At 50.0% G+C, this 16,315-nt stretch carries 15 protein-coding genes; 5 read left to right on the top strand and 10 right to left on the bottom strand.

Annotated features, from left to right (window positions below; all coding sequences use genetic code 11):
• Window positions 1-182 precede the first annotated feature (182 nt).
• Both ACZ5R2_RS07335 and ACZ5R2_RS07330 read right to left on the bottom strand, forming a co-directional pair.
• A complete protein-coding gene (locus ACZ5R2_RS07335) occupies window positions 183-497 on the bottom strand; it encodes a DUF1244 domain-containing protein (RefSeq protein ID WP_464901645.1) in 315 nt (104 codons plus the stop codon).
• A 228-nt stretch (window positions 498-725) separates the two neighbouring features.
• Window positions 726-1,616: a Tim44 domain-containing protein gene (locus ACZ5R2_RS07330; RefSeq protein ID WP_464901644.1), complete on the bottom strand. Its 891-nt coding sequence runs from the start codon at window positions 1,614-1,616 to the stop codon at window positions 726-728.
• A 372-nt stretch (window positions 1,617-1,988) separates the two neighbouring features.
• Here ACZ5R2_RS07330 and ACZ5R2_RS07325 point away from each other — a divergent pair, with 372 nt between their 5' ends.
• Window positions 1,989-3,860 carry an MFS transporter gene (locus tag ACZ5R2_RS07325; RefSeq protein WP_464901643.1) on the top strand — a complete coding sequence of 624 codons (1,872 nt, stop codon included), beginning with the start codon at window positions 1,989-1,991 and terminating at the stop codon, window positions 3,858-3,860.
• Here ACZ5R2_RS07325 and ACZ5R2_RS07320 read toward each other — a convergent pair.
• From ACZ5R2_RS07320 to ACZ5R2_RS07290, 7 genes are all read right to left on the bottom strand, one after another.
• The gene (locus ACZ5R2_RS07320) at window positions 3,857-4,024 is read right to left on the bottom strand and encodes a hypothetical protein (RefSeq protein ID WP_464901642.1); all 168 of its coding nucleotides are present in this window, start codon (window positions 4,022-4,024) and stop codon (window positions 3,857-3,859) included. The genes ACZ5R2_RS07325 and ACZ5R2_RS07320 overlap by 4 nt on opposite strands.
• 86 nt (window positions 4,025-4,110) lie before the next feature.
• Window positions 4,111-5,592, bottom strand: coding sequence for an o-succinylbenzoate--CoA ligase (menE, locus tag ACZ5R2_RS07315; RefSeq protein ID WP_464901641.1), 1,482 nt, complete (start codon window positions 5,590-5,592; stop codon window positions 4,111-4,113).
• 2 nt (window positions 5,593-5,594) lie between these two features.
• The gene (gene menC / locus ACZ5R2_RS07310) at window positions 5,595-6,581 is read right to left on the bottom strand and encodes an o-succinylbenzoate synthase (RefSeq protein ID WP_464901640.1); all 987 of its coding nucleotides are present in this window, start codon (window positions 6,579-6,581) and stop codon (window positions 5,595-5,597) included.
• Window positions 6,582-6,725: 144 nt separating this feature from the next.
• Window positions 6,726-7,592, bottom strand: a complete 867-nt coding sequence (gene menB, locus ACZ5R2_RS07305; RefSeq protein WP_464901639.1) for a 1,4-dihydroxy-2-naphthoyl-CoA synthase — start codon at window positions 7,590-7,592, stop codon at window positions 6,726-6,728.
• A gap of 34 nt (window positions 7,593-7,626) precedes the next feature.
• Window positions 7,627-8,427, bottom strand: a complete 801-nt coding sequence (gene menH / locus ACZ5R2_RS07300; protein WP_464901638.1) for a 2-succinyl-6-hydroxy-2,4-cyclohexadiene-1-carboxylate synthase — start codon at window positions 8,425-8,427, stop codon at window positions 7,627-7,629.
• Window positions 8,414-10,123, bottom strand: coding sequence for a 2-succinyl-5-enolpyruvyl-6-hydroxy-3-cyclohexene-1-carboxylic-acid synthase (gene menD, locus ACZ5R2_RS07295; RefSeq protein ID WP_464901637.1), 1,710 nt, complete (start codon window positions 10,121-10,123; stop codon window positions 8,414-8,416). Before menD ends, menH begins: the two co-directional genes overlap by 14 nt.
• Entirely contained in the window at window positions 10,120-11,421 is a 1,302-nt protein-coding gene (locus ACZ5R2_RS07290) for an isochorismate synthase (RefSeq protein ID WP_464902331.1), read from the bottom strand. The genes menD and ACZ5R2_RS07290 overlap by 4 nt, the downstream gene beginning before the upstream one ends.
• A 321-nt stretch (window positions 11,422-11,742) precedes the next feature.
• Between ACZ5R2_RS07290 and ACZ5R2_RS07285 the strand changes: the two genes are divergently transcribed.
• The 3 genes from ACZ5R2_RS07285 (at window position 11,743) to ACZ5R2_RS07275 (ending at window position 14,987) form a co-directional block, all read left to right on the top strand.
• Window positions 11,743-12,957, top strand: coding sequence for a pyridoxal phosphate-dependent aminotransferase (locus ACZ5R2_RS07285; protein WP_464901636.1), 1,215 nt, complete (start codon window positions 11,743-11,745; stop codon window positions 12,955-12,957).
• Between the two features lie 94 nt (window positions 12,958-13,051).
• Window positions 13,052-13,636 (top strand): 5'-deoxynucleotidase, encoded by a 585-nt coding sequence (gene yfbR / locus ACZ5R2_RS07280; protein ID WP_464901635.1) that lies wholly within the window; start codon window positions 13,052-13,054, stop codon window positions 13,634-13,636.
• Window positions 13,637-13,673: 37 nt separating this feature from the next.
• Complete coding sequence (locus ACZ5R2_RS07275; protein ID WP_464901634.1) at window positions 13,674-14,987, top strand: anti-phage deoxyguanosine triphosphatase; 1,314 nt, start codon at window positions 13,674-13,676, stop codon at window positions 14,985-14,987.
• Here ACZ5R2_RS07275 and ACZ5R2_RS07270 read toward each other — a convergent pair.
• The gene (locus ACZ5R2_RS07270) at window positions 14,976-15,611 is read right to left on the bottom strand and encodes a tRNA-uridine aminocarboxypropyltransferase (RefSeq protein WP_464901633.1); all 636 of its coding nucleotides are present in this window, start codon (window positions 15,609-15,611) and stop codon (window positions 14,976-14,978) included. The two genes, ACZ5R2_RS07275 and ACZ5R2_RS07270, sit on opposite strands and share 12 nt — an antisense overlap.
• Here ACZ5R2_RS07270 and rrtA point away from each other — a divergent pair.
• Entirely contained in the window at window positions 15,603-16,163 is a 561-nt protein-coding gene (gene rrtA, locus ACZ5R2_RS07265) for a rhombosortase (RefSeq protein WP_464919430.1), read from the top strand. The two genes, ACZ5R2_RS07270 and rrtA, sit on opposite strands and share 9 nt — an antisense overlap.
• Window positions 16,164-16,315 lie beyond the last annotated feature (152 nt).

The following is a 16,315-nucleotide window of genomic DNA, read 5'->3' as shown; positions in this document are numbered from 1 at the left end:
CACTTTGTTCCGAGGTACGAGTAGTCTGCTAGGTGTGGTAGTTTCATCGTTTCTCAAAAAGTGGTGCCGCCGTTTACTTAGATTAAAAGCTCGCAACCTCGCTTACGGTGAGCGAGTCACCCACAACGCGCGCTGGACTCCTCGCTCCTCGTAGGGCAACACCCATCCTCGAACCTCGAAACTTACTTGTTTTTGGCCTCGAAGGCCGCGAGTTGCTCCGGGGTGGCTGGGAGTTGATGGTTGGTCTTCCACTCGTCGTAAGTCATGCCATACACTCTTTGACGCGCATCGTCGATATCGATGTCCAACGCGAGTTGCTCGGCTTCTGCCTTGTACCATTTGCTAAAGCAATTGCGGCAGAAGCCTGCCAAAATCATTAAGTCGATATTTTGTACCTGCTTATTCGCGTCAAGGTGTGCGAGCAAGCGACGGAAAACAGCCGCATCCAGTTGGTCTTGCTGCTGTTGTGATAGCTGCTCGTGTTTATGCTTATTCATTCAGCGACTCCTTGTCTGTTTGTTCAAGATAAGCTTGGGGGACGAAAGTTCTGGATAATATCTGCCAGCTTAAGTTTATAACTATATACCTTATCTATACTCCAGTGACCTCAAGGTGCAGTTTCAGCGAGATTTGCTTGGGTATAGAAGTTAGAGATAGGTTAAGAGTACCTAAAAGCACAACGCCCAAGCGTTTGCTTGGGCGTTGTAAACTGAATAACAAGTGAGTTAGCTTTGGATGCCGACGATCAGCCATGGGGCATTAGGGACGGTCAAATCGCGCTCTAGGTGCCAGATATCTTGGATATCCTCTTCAATCGCTTCAACCGTATCACGATAACGACCCGTAAATTGCAGACTGAGCTGAGCGCTGTTTGCGTCGTAGTCGGCACGCACAATTTCCGCGTCCACGTACATAACGTCGGTATGCTGTTCGCCAGACAGTTTTGCACGCTCGGCGCTCAAATCTTCAAATAGACTTGCTGATACATATTCACGGATCGTTTCAAGCTCATTATGATTCCATGCACCTTGCAAAATACGGTAATGCTCACGAGCGCCATTAATAAACGCCGCTTGATCAAAACCGGCTGGATAGTTATGTGGGACATCAGTTTGAGCACCGAAACCCTGCGCACTTGGTTGTTCAGGGGCACCCGACTGCTCAAAGCTTTGCATATTAGGTCTATCCATATTCGGAGCCTGACCACCGAACGCTGGTTGTGAACGATACTGATTCATGCTGCCCTGGCGACTGCCAAGCAAACCACGCATCAGCTTAAATCCAAAATAGGCAATCAAACCGATGATCAAAATATCCATAAATTGAATACCTTCAAATGCTCCGCCAAAGAACGCAGCGAGCAAGCCACCCGCTAACAGGCCACCCAGAAGGCCCCCCATCATACCACGACGCCCTGAGTTAGCCGCTGCAGGGTTCTGCGTTTGGTTTTGATCGCGACGTAAGGTATTAGTGTTTTGCTGTTGCTGTTTTGGAGCCGGCGCTGTTCTAAAGCTCTTACCAAATGATTTACCGCCACCAAATCGTTTTGCTTCCGCGTAGGGTGCAACCGACACAGAGACGATGATCAGTGCGATAAGAGAGAGTAAACGTTTCATACAGTTCCTTGATAGATGGATGATTGCAACATCATAGTAACGTCATCCTGTTAGTTTTGGAACTTTGCGACGTTGAATTGATGTATCAGGATATTGCAGATTGCGCAATGCTGTAACCAAGGTCACGAAACACCACCAGCACAAGCATTGACGTTATAAACCATGGTTCATAATATATACCCAAGTGACCTCAAGATGCAGTTTCAGCGAGATTTGCTAGGCTAGCCGCCCTCAGTTTTTAGCCAAGTCGGTCACTTGGGTATATTGACTATTGTAGGACCGATTCTATCTTCGCACTCCGTCGATGGTAAACAGCGACTCCCGGACTTAATCTCAAACTATCTTGCCAGTTGGCAATCATAAGGAACATTGATGGCTAACCACCAATCCACACTGCTTCGCTCGCGACGCTTTCTACCCTATTTTGTCACTCAGTTCTTTGGTGCGTTCAACGACAATATCTTTAAAAATGTGCTGTTAATTTTCGTCGCGTTCGCTGGCAGCGCTGCGCTGCCGATTTCAAGTAATCTGTTTATCAACCTAGCAGCTGGCTTGTTTATCCTACCCTTCTTTCTTTTCTCTGCGACTGCAGGCGTGCTTGCCGATAAATACGAGAAATCTTGGTACATTCGCAAGGTCAAGTTGTTTGAAATCTCGATCATGCTGCTGGGTGCAATTGGTTTTATTACCCAAAGCTATCTGATTTTGCTCTTGCTGCTGTTTTTAATGGGCACGCAATCGGCCTTTTTTGGTCCAGTCAAATATGCCTTACTTCCCCAGCAGCTCAAACAAGAAGAGCTGGTATCAGGCAACGCTTTGGTTGAGACTGGCACCTTTCTCGCCATATTACTTGGCACCATCGGGGCTGGATTTATCGCCTCAGCCGAGAGTGCGCGCTATCTTGCTGCCGGGGCCGTTGTCCTGTTTGCCATTGCCGGTTACCTATCAAGCCGGAGTATTCCGTTTGCCGCCGCTGGAGATCCAAGCATAAGCTTTAAATGGCAGCCCTATCGACAAACCAAGGCAACGCTGGCCATTATTCGTCAAGATCATACGATTTTCTGGTGTGTGATCGCCATCAGTTGGTTTTGGTTCTTGGGGGCGGTGTATTTGACTCAATTTCCCAACTTCACCCAAATTCATCTGCGCGGTAACGAGGCAGCCGTCTCTTTCTTACTGGCGCTATTCTCAATTGGAATTGCGCTAGGCTCGCTAACTTGTGACAAATTGTCCAACAACCGAATTGATATCGGTATTGTGCCAATCGGTAGCGTGGGGATCAGCCTGTTTGGTTGGCTGATGGCCCAAGCCGTTCCCAACGAGTTACCGCGCTTTCACACCTTGATGGAATTTATCAGCTACCAACAACTCTGGCCTCTGTTTAGCTACCTATTGTTACTTGGCGCATCCGGGGGCCTGTTTATCGTGCCACTATACGCTCTGATGCAGCAACGTGCCGATGAAAAGCAACGCGCGCAAGTAATTGCCGGACTGAATATTATTAACTCGCTGTTCATGGTGGGTAGCGCTGTGCTTGGTATTGTCGCGCTATCGGTGCTTGAAATGACGATAATTGGGGTATTTAAGTTAATTGCCGTATTAAATGTGTTGATGGTGATTAAGCTGATCCACAAGGAACCCATATTTGCGGTGAGGTTTTTGGTTTGGGTGCTGACCCATACTATGTATCGAGTTAAGCATAAGAACCTGCATCATATTCCCAAGCAGGGCGGCGCGTTAATTGTTTGTAATCACGTTAGTTATATGGATGCGCTGCTGCTCAGCGCGGTTTGTCCTCGCTTGATCCGCTTTGTGATGGAAGAAGATTACGCAAACTTCAAGCCTATTCGCGGCTTTCTCAATCGTGCTGGCGTGATCCCTATTTCGGCTGAGCGACGTGGCTCTATTCGCCGTGCGTTCACTGAAGTGGAGCAGGCGTTAAATCACGGCCATATCGTTTGTATCTTCCCTGAGGGCAGGCTTTCGCACAATGGCGAGGTACAAGAATTTATGCGTGGCATGGATATTATTTTACGCCGAAGCCCTGTTCCGGTTATCCCAATGGCACTAAAAGGCATGTGGGGCAGTTACTTTAGCCGTTACAAAGGGCGCGCCTGCAAAGGGCTACCAAGCCGTTTTTGGTCAAGAATTGAGGTCGAAGCGGGAGAGCCGGTTGCGCCGCAAGAGGCGACAAATCAAGTGATGTTCGAAAAAGTCAGGGCGTTGAGAGCCGAATTCCGCTAGCGCATCGACTTAGGTTTTGTCTTGGTGTGCACACGACGATGCCACACCAAGGCAATTAAGCCGACAAAAGCGACCAACTCGGCCAGCGATTTAGCTAACGCCTCACTGCTAAGTGCCACTCCCAATGCAGACACAATCACCACTATTAAAATCCATTTCACCATCGCGCTGGCCAATTATCCTATATTTACTGAACGTGAATACAGTAAGAATAATTTCTTGGCCAACGAGTTTGAAATATCGAAAGGTGCTAGAAAATAACTTTAAGTTCAGTGAAGTGGCTGTTTACCCAGCGCTTAACCTGATAACGAGATAGCTTAATCCCTCTACCGATAAGGGCGCTGGGTAAGGATTCGATACGCTCGGGCACCTTAAATTTAACCAATTCTTGCGCTAGAAAGTTCTGTATATCTTGCACATCTAGCGGCGAACGTGTCTCAACCAGAAGTAATGGCCGTGCACCGAACTGGGCATCCTCGACTGGCACAACCACACACTGAACCACATCAGAGTGGCGATTGGTGGCTAACTCAATCTCCTCGCAATGGATGTTCTCTCCACCGGAGATAAAGCAGTTGTCAGCTCGACCATCGATATTGAGCTCCCCAGAGACAAATCGCCCAAGATCGTTGGTGTGAAACCAGCCAGTCTCATCCACCAGCGGATGAAGCACGCCCTGACAGTAGTAGCCACAAGCTAAGGTCGCGCCCTTAACCAGTATCTGCTGCTCATCAAGTATGAGTTCACGACTCGCCAGCAGGCTCCCCACTCCCGGCTGACCATCGACAGGTTTTGCGGTGACCGTCGAGGCCATTTCAGTCATACCATAACCAAGCCAGGTATCAATCCCGAGCTGCTGTGCTTGCTTGGCAAGCTCAAGCGGAATATGCGCTCCCCCAAGCAGGACGCGTTTAAGTCTCAAATCCTGTCCTGATTCTAGCAAGCGTTTTAATTGAGCGGGTACCAACGAGGCGTGGGTCACACCACCAATATCAGCGATTAGATCGCCACGCCCCAATTTTAATCTCGCGCCACGTACCAACCAGCGATGCACTATAGCGAGCCCAGAGACATGAAACATAGGTAAGCTGAGCAGCCAGCTATCATCACGAGCATAGTCAAATTGCGCCAGCAAACCCTCTGCTGAGGCCTGATGTTGAGTATATTGATGCGCTACTGCCTTTGGCTGACCTGTCGAGCCGGAGGTAAACACAATGCTGACCAATTGCTGTGGTTCAAATGCAGTGGCTTGCGACTTTGGCTGTACCATTGATTGGCTATCTAACCTTTTACCGTTAGCAAAGTCACTGTTGCCCGAGTCATTTGACAGAAAATGCTCTGAGATGACTATCCTATTGAGCGCGCTCACACCGGATTTAGAACCACTTCGCAGCAAAATTTGCCAGTCACTGTCACTACAAAAGACTTTAACTGGCTCACCTTGCTGGTAAATGTGTTGACACTTTTTCAGGCTCACCGCGGCGGGCTCAGGCATTAGCCAAGCACTAATTGCGCCTAATTGGATATTGGCCAAATAGACCAGCAGCGCCTCTAGCGAGTTATGGCCCAAGAGACAGACCACATCACCGTGAACAACCCCTTGCTGTTCAAGCATACTCGCAACCGTGTCAACCCGACTCGCGAGCCGGGCCCAACTTATGACCTCAAGCTGGTGTATTAGGGCTGGCGCATCCGGCCAATCCTCGGCATATTGATGCCAGGGAAGACGCATGATTAACCCTGCCAAATCAGGCTTTGTTGCTCGATAGAATCCATCGCTAGCTCACACCCAGGCCAAGCCACTTCCAACTGGCGCTGAAAGAGACCAATCGTATCAAGGCCCGGTGTCACTTGTGGAGTTTTCCACTGAGCCAAGCGCGCAATCTGAGTTAAGCCAAGACTTGATTCTAAGCTCGAGCTTAACACGGGGCGGATCCCAAGGCTCTGGGCCTTATCGATCAGCTCAATACAACGGTTCACTGAGCCAATCAGCGTTGGTTTGATAACAATACTCTTGGCTCCAGTCAGGTCCTCTAGGCGAAAGTCTGGCCCGCGCACCGCTTCTTGTAGGGTTTCATCCCATGCAATCGCAATCCCAGTCTCAATTGCAAAGGTCAGGCTATCGCTTGGGGAGTGACAAGGCTCCTCGATAAATGAGATGCGTCGGCGCATCGAGGGTGGAATGTACTGGGCAAACTTGAGCGCACGCTCTAGTGTCCAAGCTCGGTTGGCGTCAAGACGTAGCTTGAGATCGCCCATCGATTCGAGAAACAGATTGACCAACATTCCGTCGCGAATTGGCTCGTACAGTCCGACCTTAACCTTCGCCACTTTATCACCCTCGATTTGATTGAGGGCAGGCAGCAACTCATCAGGGTCACCAGTGCACAATGGGGCGACTTGGTAGTTGCCTTGCTCTGGTATTGCTCCCTCGAGCTCGAGCTCTGCCATGGATAGGCCAAAGGCGGCACTCGCGGGTAAGTCTTGAGTCAACATCTCACCGGTCTGCTGCCAATGCTGGCATGCACTGATCAGCGGCTGATAAACATCATCAAGTGATTCAGGACTGAACCCCGGCAGCGGCGCAATCTCCCCTAACCCTGAGCGATGACCATCACTAAGCCTAACCACATACCCAACGCGCTCACTCAGTTTTTCATCACGAAGGATCACGCCGCTATCCATCGGCAGGCGGTAAAGGTAGAGTTTGACTGAACGCATGGGGACTCCTAAGGCAGGTCAGGTTCGAAAGTTGTGGCAGAAGTTTAGAACAGGTTTTACAGAAAGTAACCTCCATAATGTAAGCCTTTGTTAAGGGAGTGACATAATGGAGGCATTTAAATTAAGATATTGAATTAAATAGTTTTATGGGTTGCGTGGAAACTTATTAAAATCAGGGCGACGCTTTTCATTAAAGGCATTGCGCCCCTCTTGCCCTTCTTCCGTCATATAGAACATCATGGTCGCATTGCCCGCCAGCTCTTGTAGACCGGCTTGGCCATCACAGTCAGCGTTCAGCGCCGCTTTCAGGCAGCGCAGGGCCATTGGACTATGTTGAAGCGTCTCACGACACCAGCGCACTGTCTCTTTTTCCAGATCAGCGACAGGCACAACCGTATTGACCAATCCCATATCCAGAGCTTCCTGTGCATCGTAGAAACGGCATAGGAACCAGATCTCACGCGCTTTTTTCTGACCCACGATACGCGCCATGTAGGAAGCGCCCCACCCACCGTCAAACGAACCCACTTTTGGTCCAGTCTGACCAAACTGGGCGTTTTCAGCAGCAATTGTCAAATCACACATCATGTGCAATACATGACCGCCACCAACAGCCCAGCCAGCCACCGAGGCGATAACCGGTTTCGGACAGGTACGGATCTGGCGTTGGAAGTCGAGTACATTCAAATGGTGGGTACCAGTATCATCTTTGTAGCCGCCGTAATCGCCACGGATCTTCTGATCGCCACCAGAGCAGAATGCATCCTCGCCAAGACCGGTAAGAATGATCACCCCTACCGACTCATCATAACGCGCATCTGCCAGTGCATTGATCATCTCTTTGACGGTTTGAGGGCGGAACGCATTACGAACCTGAGGACGGGCAATGGTGATCTTGGCAATCCCATCTGCCGACTTATGGAATTGAATATCTTCATAGGCATCGCTGCAATCTTGCCAATTGACCGGTGCGTACAACTCTTGTTCACTGATTCCGACTGTTTTTGCCATGGTTATTTCCTAACTAGATTTTTCGGACTGAGCTTCACTTACAAAGCAGCAATGACTCAGTAATTTCGCATAGCACCCGGGCAAAGGCTTGTGGGCGCTCATAATGGGTATTGTGTCCAGCCTGCTCAATAAGGGTAGTTGCAAAACCACTTTGCTCGGCAAGCTGTTTGAATTTGCTATCTTTATCGCCACAAATTGAGTGGATAGGCACGCTTTGGCGGTGCAGTGCCGTGCGCAGATCCGCCTGCGCCGATAACGAAGTCATACGTAGCATGGCGGCAATCGAGCGGCCATCGTTGTGACTGCGCATAGTGATTAACTCTTGCCTCTGCCGCTCTGTGAGTGAGCTAAAAACCGGCTGCTGATACCAGTCTTTCAACACCGCCTTTGTGGGCTCGCGCTCAAACCGCTGCGCCCATTGCTCGTCATGTTTACGGCGAGACTTACGCATGTGCTCATCACTCAAACCAAAATGCGCGCCCTCGACCACGGCACCGAGTAGCGGCAGCGAGGTAAAGATCCCTTCGGCGAGACCAGTAAGTAGCAGGCGGCCTCCCATCGAGTAGCCGACAAGTATCACGTGCTGATTTATCTCAATATGCTGATTAATCGTGGTTTTGACAAGCTCTAAGCAGTGAGTGATATCGTGACAGGTTAGCTTGTAGCTCGCACCAAACCCAGGTAGATCAATGCTTAGAGTGGGATAGTTAGCGAGATAACCTAGAGCTTGCGCAAAATCGTCGCCACTGCCAAGAAAACCATGCAGAAACACCAGCAAAGGTTTAGCGGGATCATTTGCAACACTAGGCGGGCGGTAATCGCTATAGAGCAGCAAGGCTAGCCACCAACTGTTTGATATGGGAGAAAGCTTGATCCGGCGGTGTGTTCACTTCAATCACTCGTGCGCCACACCCATGACGAGACGGTCCACAACTAAAGTGCTCTTGGGCTACCCTTTCTAGGTCAGACAGGGTATCGACCACACTATACTCAAGACCAAACTGCAATGCAGCATGTTGAAAATCAAAGCCATGTGGCATCTGGTACAAGCTACTCTTCTGTTTGGCGGGCACCGGTAACAAGTCAAAGATGGCGCCGCCATCGTTGTTGGTCACAATCACCAGCGTAGGCGCGGTTTGTTGCCTCAATAGGGCGAGTGAGTTTAGGTCATGGAGCAGAGAGGTATCACCCAGCACCATGATCATCGGCTGCTGTTGGTGTGCCTGTACCCCTGCCATAGTTGCTACCAAGCCATCAATACCCGATGCGCCGCGATTAGTGTATACCTGCTTGCTCTGGGCTATCCCCACCATATCAACTAAGCGCACAATCAGGCTGTTACCGATAAACAGTGATTTGGCCAATGTCTGTTTGGTTACCCAGCGCGCAACACCAAGCTCGGTCAGTGAGTTGGACTGACACTGCTGTGCAACGAGTTCAGCAACCTGCGCTCGCCAGTTATCGTCTGCTTGACACCAAGCTGGCTGGGTATCACTAAGGTGTTCTGTGAGACCGGCAAGCCAAGAGTCTATCTCGGTTATCACCCGATATTGCGCAAGATGGTCTGGATTAAGGCGCTGATTTAACTCACTTATCAACTTATAGGACACATGGTGCTGACGTACCTGCCGCTCAATCCATTGATTGAGACGCTTGGAGACGACGCGATCACCGAGTTGCACAATCCACTCACAGCCTTGCAGTATGTCTTGCCCCTTCTCTGTCTGCAGCCAGAGGTCATAGTGAGCCCAGTCACTGCTCACGCCCGACTGTGGGTCTGCCAATACTGGCCAACCCAAACGCTCAGCCAAAAGCAATGCCTGCTCAGCTTGCTCCACTCTAAGCCGGCCTAAGATCAATACACCCTTTTTATGGGTTAGCGCCCAATCAAGCGGCGCGACAGCGCGGCGTTGGTCAATGCGACAATACGGTATGGTTTGAGCTAACCATTGTTCAAGCTCAGGTTGGCTTTTGAGTAACAGCTCGCAATCAACCTCGCCGTAGAGTGGCTCGGGGAAAGGGCAATTAATATGGATGCTGCCTCCCGACTGCTGCTGGTTAAAGAGAACTTGATCAAGCGTGGTTAATAGCCAAGGGTAATCACGACTAGGACTCGGTAAGTCGAGACTTTGCACTACATGGCTAGAGAATATGCCGGTTTGATTGATCGCCTGATTGGCGCCACAGTCGATCAGCGTCTGTGGCCGATCAGCACTCAGTACAATCAGCTGCTCTTTGGTAAGTCCGGATTCAACGACCGCAGGTAATAGGTTGGCTACCGCAGTGCCGGAGGTGACGATAATCACAACTGGATCGGTGCTCGATTTGGCGAGGCCCAGGGCATAAAAGCCCAACCCGCGCTCATCAAAATGAGTGTGAAGTCGAAGGTTTGGGTGCGCATCCGCCTCGAGCGTCAGCGGTGTTGAGCGAGAGCCCGGGGCAACACAGACATCACGAACCCCGTGGCGATAGAGCTCTTCGAGCACAATATGGCTCCAGACGCGATTGAGTTGGGTTTGCTCTTGGCTCACGGGCACACTCCACTAATTTCGGTTTTCTCTTCTACCAGCAGTGTTAGCAGAGTCGCTAGCTTTTTGTCGAGTTCTTGCCACTCATACTCAGCCTTGGATCCGGCAACAATCCCCGCTCCAGCAAACAGGTGTACCGTGCGATCCATCACCAAAGCGCTGCGGATCGCAACACAAAACTCGGCCCGCTCATGACTTAAATAGCCTACCGAGCCTGCATACCAGCCGCGCAGAAATGGCTCATTCTGATCAATAAACTGCATCGAGGGCTCGCGCGGCAAGCCGGCGACTGCTGCAGTGGGCTGCAAGGCATCGAGCAGTTTGTCACCTCTGACCTCATCCTTTAGCTGGGCATAAATCGAGCGCTTGAGGTGCTGCACACGGCGCAATCGAATCAACTCGGTGTTTTCTTCTACCTCAATGCACTCAGACAGCGGCGTTAAACGCTCTACGATATCATCCACAACATATTGGTTTTCTTGTAGATTCTTGTCATCTTGAGCCAACCATTGTGCCAGCTGCTGATCTTGCTCGTCATTAACGCCACGACCGATGGTACCGGCTAGTGCCTCGGTAAGCAGAACTCGATCATCACGCCGATAAAGGCGCTCTGGTGTCGAACCAATAAAGCTGTGCCCGGCATCCATGGCAAACAAAAAGTGAAAGCTGTCGTGATTGTTAGCAATACTGGCCTTCATCACCGCCGCTGCCGACACTTTTTGTGCTATTTCAAGCGTAGACTTGCGCGCCAAGACCACTTTTTTAAACTTATCTTGTTCAATCTCTCCCAACGCCTGCTCTACAAGCTGATCCCATTGCGCTTGCTCAGGGTTATGGGAGGCATAAAGCACTTTGGGCGTCGAGCATTGCTGTGGGATTATTTCAAAAGTCAGACGGTTAAGCGCCGCGATAGCATCGTCTCGCGAGCGGTTGGTGTTAACAACCAGACACCACTTTCCGGCTTGTAGAATCAGCTCGATGATCGGCAGAAAAAATAGCGAAGAGAGACAGCGCGGTGCTCCCTTACTAATAGGAGAAAACGCACGTCCCCCCCAAACACGCTGATGCTGTGCCAAAATCGTATACGCTGGCGCTGGTTGGTGAAAGGTGTACATCTGCCCAAGCGCGGCGACACACTCATCACCTTGACGGTCTTGCCAGAAAAACTTGGGATACAAGGGCTGAGCATCTAACCAATCCACCAACTGATGTTTCTCCACCACGAATTGATCACCCAAGGGCTGGGTAAATCGCACCTGTTCGGCTGGCGCTGTGCTGATCTGTTCAATCAGCGAAGTCATCGTGGCAGCGAAGTTCAATTCGGTATCCTCATCTCAGTGATCGGTGGTGATAATACACTTTGCGATCAGATCTGTAGAACTATCGTTTCTATCATTAGAAAGCTAATGTATTGATTGCAACGGCTCAAATCAAGAAAAGTGCGCAGTTTAAAGCACAAATGTCTGATATTTGTTCCCCATTTCTCTTCTTACGACTACGGTTACAACTCAGCGCTTTGCAATCTTTTGGCTATTTAATAACGCCTTACAGGCTTTTATTCTATCAAACCTTATTTTTCTATGGTTTAATGATAGAAAGTATCATTTATTTGGGGTTTAACAATGGAAAATATCGTCATGTCGAGCAAACTCGACAATGTATGCTACGATATACGCGGTCCTGTACTGAAACATGCTAAAAAAATGGAGGAAGAGGGGCATAAAATTCTTAAGCTGAATATCGGCAACCCGGCCCCTTTTGGTTTTGACGCCCCAGATGAAATCTTGGTCGACGTGATCAGAAACTTGCCGACCTCTCAAGGTTACTGCGACTCCAAAGGTATCTACTCCGCGCGCAAAGCGGTTGTTCAACACTACCAGAAAAAAGGTATTCGCAGCCTCGACGTTGAGGATGTCTATATCGGTAATGGCGTGTCTGAGCTGATCGTGATGGCGATGCAATCTCTGCTCAATAATGGCGATGAGATGCTGGTCCCCTCACCAGACTACCCGCTATGGACCGCAGCCGTTGCGCTATCGGGCGGTAACGCAGTGCACTACACCTGTGATGAGCAAGCTGACTGGTACCCTGATCTTGATGATATTCGCGCCAAGATCACGCCGAAAACGCGTGGCCTAGTGATCATCAACCCAAACAACCCAACCGGTGCTGTCTACAGCCGAGATTTTCTGCTCGAGTTGATTGAGATCGCGCGTCAGCACAAGTTGATCATCTTTGCCGATGAAATCTACGATAAAGTACTGTATGACGGTACGGTGCACACCTCGGTAGCGAGTCTGACCGAGGATGTTCTCGTTGCGACCTTTAACGGTCTATCTAAAGCCTATCGCGTGTGTGGTTTTCGCGGCGGCTGGATGTTCTTCACTGGTCCGAAGCACCTTGCACAAGGCTATATCAATGGTCTAGATATGCTCGCTTCGATGCGCTTGTGTGCCAATGTGCCGATGCAACATGCTATTCAGACTGCGCTTGGTGGCTATCAGAGTATCAACGAGTTAATCCTGCCGGGCGGGCGTTTGCTCGAACAGCGCGACCGCGCCTATGAGTTGATCAACCAGATCCCAGGGGTCTCTTGCGTGAAGCCAAAGGGGGCGATGTACCTGTTTCCAAAAATCGACACTAAACGCTACAAGATCCACGATGATCAACAAATGGTGCTCGACTTCCTTATCCAAGAGAAAGTTCTTTTGGTTCAAGGCTCTGGATTTAACTGGCCAAAGCCGGATCACTTCCGCATCGTGACACTACCTCACCTCGATGATCTCGAAACAGCGATAGGTCGCTTTGAAAAATTCTTGTCTACTTATTCGCAATAAGCCGCTAACATAGACGTATCAATCGAAATATAAAGACACTCGTTTGAGTGTCTTTTTGTTTTCACATCGATAATGACGGTCAAAAGGAAGTCGTATGCAAACCAGTCATTTTTTTGCTCACCTTGCTCGGATGAAGCTTATCCAACGCTGGCCGCTAATGCGCTCCGTCTCGCTAGAAAATGTCTCTGAGCACAGCTTACAAGTTGCCTTTGTTGCTCATGCGCTGGCGGTGATAAAAAACAAAAAGTTTGCTGGGAACCTAAACCCAGAACGTATCGCCCTGCTTGGCATGTATCATGATACCAGTGAAGTGCTGACCGGCGATCTACCGACTCCTGTGAAATACTACAATCCAGAGATTGCCAAAGAGTACAAAAAGATTGAGGCTGCGGCAGAGGACAAACTTCTGTCTATGCTCCCTGAGGAATTTCAGCAGGATTTTGCGCCCTTCTTGTTATCTCACCAAGCGCACGAGGAAGACACCAAGATCGTCAAGCAAGCGGACACCCTGTGTGCTTATCTTAAGTGTCTGGAAGAGATCAGTGCGGGTAACCATGAGTTTGAGCTAGCCAAAAAGCGCCTGGATGTCACACTTGAGCAGCGTCGCACACCCGAGATGACGTACTTTTTAGAAGTATTTGCCCCAAGCTTTAGCCTCTCGCTCGATGAGATAACCTAAACCCCAGATTACCGTTGGAAAAGGAAGTCATTAACCCATGCCTATTTGTGCCCGATGGAATGACCGTCACGATGACGAACACAAGATCCGCCGTGATGATCATCGCAGCCCCTTTCAGCGCGATCGTGCTCGGATCCTTCACTCTGCCGCTTTTCGTCGTCTACAGGCGAAAACTCAAGTCCACGGCAGTAGTGTCGATGACTTTCATCGCACTCGACTTACGCATTCCCTCGAGGCTGCACAGCTCGGCTCAGGCATTGTTGCACAGATAAAAAAGAAGCAGAGCGATAACCTAGATTTACTGCCGAGCGCGGCGCTGATCGAGGCCATCTGTCTTGCGCATGATATTGGCCATCCTCCCTATGGGCATGGTGGAGAAAATGCCCTCAACTACATGATGCGTGATCATGGTGGCTTTGAGGGCAATGCCCAAACCTTTCGTATTGTGACTCAACTTGAGCCTTATACTGAGCACTTTGGTATGAACCTCTCACGTCGAACCTTACTTGGACTGATCAAGTACCCAGCGCTCATCTCCCAGGCACACTGTCGCCAAGCCCCCAAATACCCTACAACGCAAAGGCAAATACGCGCTAAAGACTGGGCTCCAGCCAAGGGGATATACGATTGTGACATTGCTCTGTTCGAATGGGTATGCCAACCGCTTGGTGACGACGAGCGCAGTCTCTTCCGTCAGTTTCGTCCTAATTATGACCCGCAGCATCAGCATCATAAGACCCGCTACAAGTCGCTTGATTGCTCAATTATGGAGCTTGCTGATGATATCGCCTACGGTGTTCATGACTTAGAGGATGCGATTGTGTTGGGTATGGTCTCACGTCAACAATGGCAGGAGGCCGCTGCAACGCAACTGGTTGAGTCGGGTGATGAGTGGTTCGAGCAGCATATCAACTCAATCAGCGAGATGCTGTTCTCAGGCCTACACCATCAGCGCAAAGATGCGATCGGAGGTATGGTCAATGCACTGCTCACCAGCATATCGCTGGAGTGTGTAGAGGCTGGGTTTAACAGTCCACTGTTACGCTACAACGCCGTGCTCACACGGGAGATGGCGATTGCGTTGGATATTCTTAAGCGCTTTGTCAGCCAGTATGTTATCCAAGTACCGGAGGTACAAGTCGCTGAATACAAAGGGCAGCAAATCATTATGGAGCTGTTTGAGGCACTCAGTGGCGACCCTGAGCGGCTATTGCCGATCCAGCAGCAGAACCTGTGGCGTCGTGCACCAAACAGAGATTTGCAGATGCGGGTCATTTGTGACTATGTAGCGGCAATGACAGATGGTCGAGCGAAAAGACTTCACCAGCAGTTGTTTTCCTCACATCTCTGAGCGCAGATAGTTGCGCTCAAACACGCCTGGAGGCATCTGATCAATTTGGAACTGGATCATGGAGCGAAATGCCTCCAACAGCGGCGAAAAATCTGACTCTGGCTGTAAAATTGATAGTGCATGATACCCCGCTTCCACCGTGGAAAGTGCATTATCAGAGGGGGCTTTGCGGATCTGATAATCACCACGAATATCACTTGGCAGGGCCACACAAGGCAGCGCTTGCAAGTTTGCTGAAAGTTGCCACATCTTGTAGGCTTTTTTCCATGTCCCATCGAGCAAGATAAGGCGAACTTTCTTGTTGGTTGCGCTGGTTGACAGTGTCTTCAGTGCAATCGCCTGTTCACCTGGGTACAAGATATAGTGCTGGTAATTAGGCTGAGCCAGTAGCTGATTGAGCTCGTGATGCTCAGAAAAGTCTTCACCAATAAACAGTCGCGCGTTTTCCAGCGACAAGGATAGAATTCTCGCACTACCAAGTGGATGATTTTGCTCGGAATCATACTGTAGAATAATCAACTCAGTTTGGGCTTTCAGGGCAAGGATATGCTCACAGATACACGCTTTGTTGGCCTTACCGCACTTTTGGCAATAACGTGAACCATGGGATTGATGGTGAGACATAGTTTAAAACCCTACTTAGTCGTGATAATCGTCAGCGTCATTGCGCTCATACTGCAATTTGACAGCACGCAAGTGTACGTCAGTTGGCACCGACAATACATACTGGATGGCCAATGGTGGCGGATTATAACCGGACACTTTAGCCACACCAACACCTATCATCTATTGATTAACCTTGCCACATTTTGGGTAATGGTGTTTATCTTCCAACCGGCACCAAGGCAGCTAACTTGGCTGTTATTGGCTTTATCTGGATGTATCGGCCTAACCAACTTTGCTGGCGATGTCGACGTTTATCTCGGCCTCTCTGGCGTCCTGCACGGTGTGTTCGCCTTCTACGCTCTGGATGAGGCCCTCAATGGCCGCCGCAGCAGTTGGCTGCTAGTGATAGGCATCAGCGCCAAAGTCGCGTGGGAGCAACTCGTCGGCCCCTCAGCGGAAACCGCCAGCCTAATCAACGCCAACGTCGCCATCGATGCTCATTTTATCGGCACTGTGCTTGGTTTGGCTTTTGCTGTTGCGTTTTATCGCTTTAGTCTTCGTCGTAGCTAGTGGTAGTAGAGGCGAGAGGCGAGATCGGACTATCGTCCTGCGAGAAGCGGTAAACAAAGAATCGAGAAGCGAGGCCGGGCTGGCGCCCTACGAGAGGCGAGGCGACCCTACTTGTGGGTATTTATTGTGAAAAAGCGCCGTATTTAGGCGCT

It is taken from the genome of Vibrio sabulosilitoris, from assembly GCF_055391395.1.
Note: the sequence above shows the minus strand (reverse complement) of the source record. Positions and strands in the feature narration are given on the sequence as shown.

Coding starts and splice junctions, on each gene's coding strand:
- menC (WP_464901640.1), bottom strand. CDS start 6,581: ATGCGTTCAGTCAAACTCTACCTTTACCGCCTGCCGATGGATAGCGGC.
- ACZ5R2_RS07320 (WP_464901642.1), bottom strand. CDS start 4,024: ATGGTGAAATGGATTTTAATAGTGGTGATTGTGTCTGCATTGGGAGTG.
- ACZ5R2_RS07330 (WP_464901644.1), bottom strand. CDS start 1,616: ATGAAACGTTTACTCTCTCTTATCGCACTGATCATCGTCTCTGTGTCG.
- ACZ5R2_RS07275 (WP_464901634.1), top strand. CDS start 13,674: ATGCCTATTTGTGCCCGATGGAATGACCGTCACGATGACGAACACAAG.
- menE (WP_464901641.1), bottom strand. CDS start 5,592: ATGCGTCTTCCCTGGCATCAATATGCCGAGGATTGGCCGGATGCGCCA.
- ACZ5R2_RS07325 (WP_464901643.1), top strand. CDS start 1,989: ATGGCTAACCACCAATCCACACTGCTTCGCTCGCGACGCTTTCTACCC.
- ACZ5R2_RS07285 (WP_464901636.1), top strand. CDS start 11,743: ATGGAAAATATCGTCATGTCGAGCAAACTCGACAATGTATGCTACGAT.
- ACZ5R2_RS07290 (WP_464902331.1), bottom strand. CDS start 11,421: ATGACTTCGCTGATTGAACAGATCAGCACAGCGCCAGCCGAACAGGTG.
- yfbR (WP_464901635.1), top strand. CDS start 13,052: ATGCAAACCAGTCATTTTTTTGCTCACCTTGCTCGGATGAAGCTTATC.
- menB (WP_464901639.1), bottom strand. CDS start 7,592: ATGGCAAAAACAGTCGGAATCAGTGAACAAGAGTTGTACGCACCGGTC.
- ACZ5R2_RS07270 (WP_464901633.1), bottom strand. CDS start 15,611: ATGTCTCACCATCAATCCCATGGTTCACGTTATTGCCAAAAGTGCGGT.
- ACZ5R2_RS07335 (WP_464901645.1), bottom strand. CDS start 497: ATGAATAAGCATAAACACGAGCAGCTATCACAACAGCAGCAAGACCAA.